The sequence below is a fragment of the Vibrio sp. 1288 genome (genome assembly GCF_033344475.1).
The window spans coordinates 1-512 of the sequence record NZ_JAWPOX010001153.1 but is presented as its reverse complement, the minus strand read 5'-3'; the positions used below and the strand labels follow the sequence as shown (position 1 = coordinate 512).

1 protein-coding gene is annotated in these 512 nt (G+C 51.4%); it reads right to left on the bottom strand.

Annotated elements, in window-relative coordinates; genetic code table 11:
• Positions 1-512 (bottom strand): TRAP transporter large permease subunit (locus R8O11_RS31405; protein ID WP_318195416.1); only part of this gene is annotated, 512 nt, incomplete at both ends.

Below are 512 nucleotides of genomic sequence, written 5' to 3'. Positions count from 1 at the left end.
GGTTCTAATATCGTAGGTAAAGCCTTGGATACCGGTACGAATTGGATCGGACTTCGCGATTGCTGCAGCGGCAAAGGCAGCCAGACCGACCGGTGGTGTATCATCGGCGAGAATACCGAAATAGAACACGAACAAGTGCACCGCAATCAGTGGAATGATAAGACCATGCGCTGCGCCGAGCGTTACGATAACTGGCGCCATTAGCGTTGATACTACAATGTAGTTTGCTGTGGTAGGCAGACCCATACCGAGAATCAGACTGATAACCGCAGTAAACAGCAACATTAGGATGACACTACCGCCAGAGATAAACTCAACAAAATCCGTCATCACCAAGCCGATGCCGGTTAGTGTCACAACGCCAACAACCGTACCTGCCGCCGCAGTTGCGACACCGATACCGATCATGTTGCGAGCACCAGCCACCAAGCTTTCAGCGAGATCGACAAAACCCTCTTTGGTTTGCTGTACTAGGTCGCCTTCTTTCGCAAGTAACGCCATCAGAGGGCGTT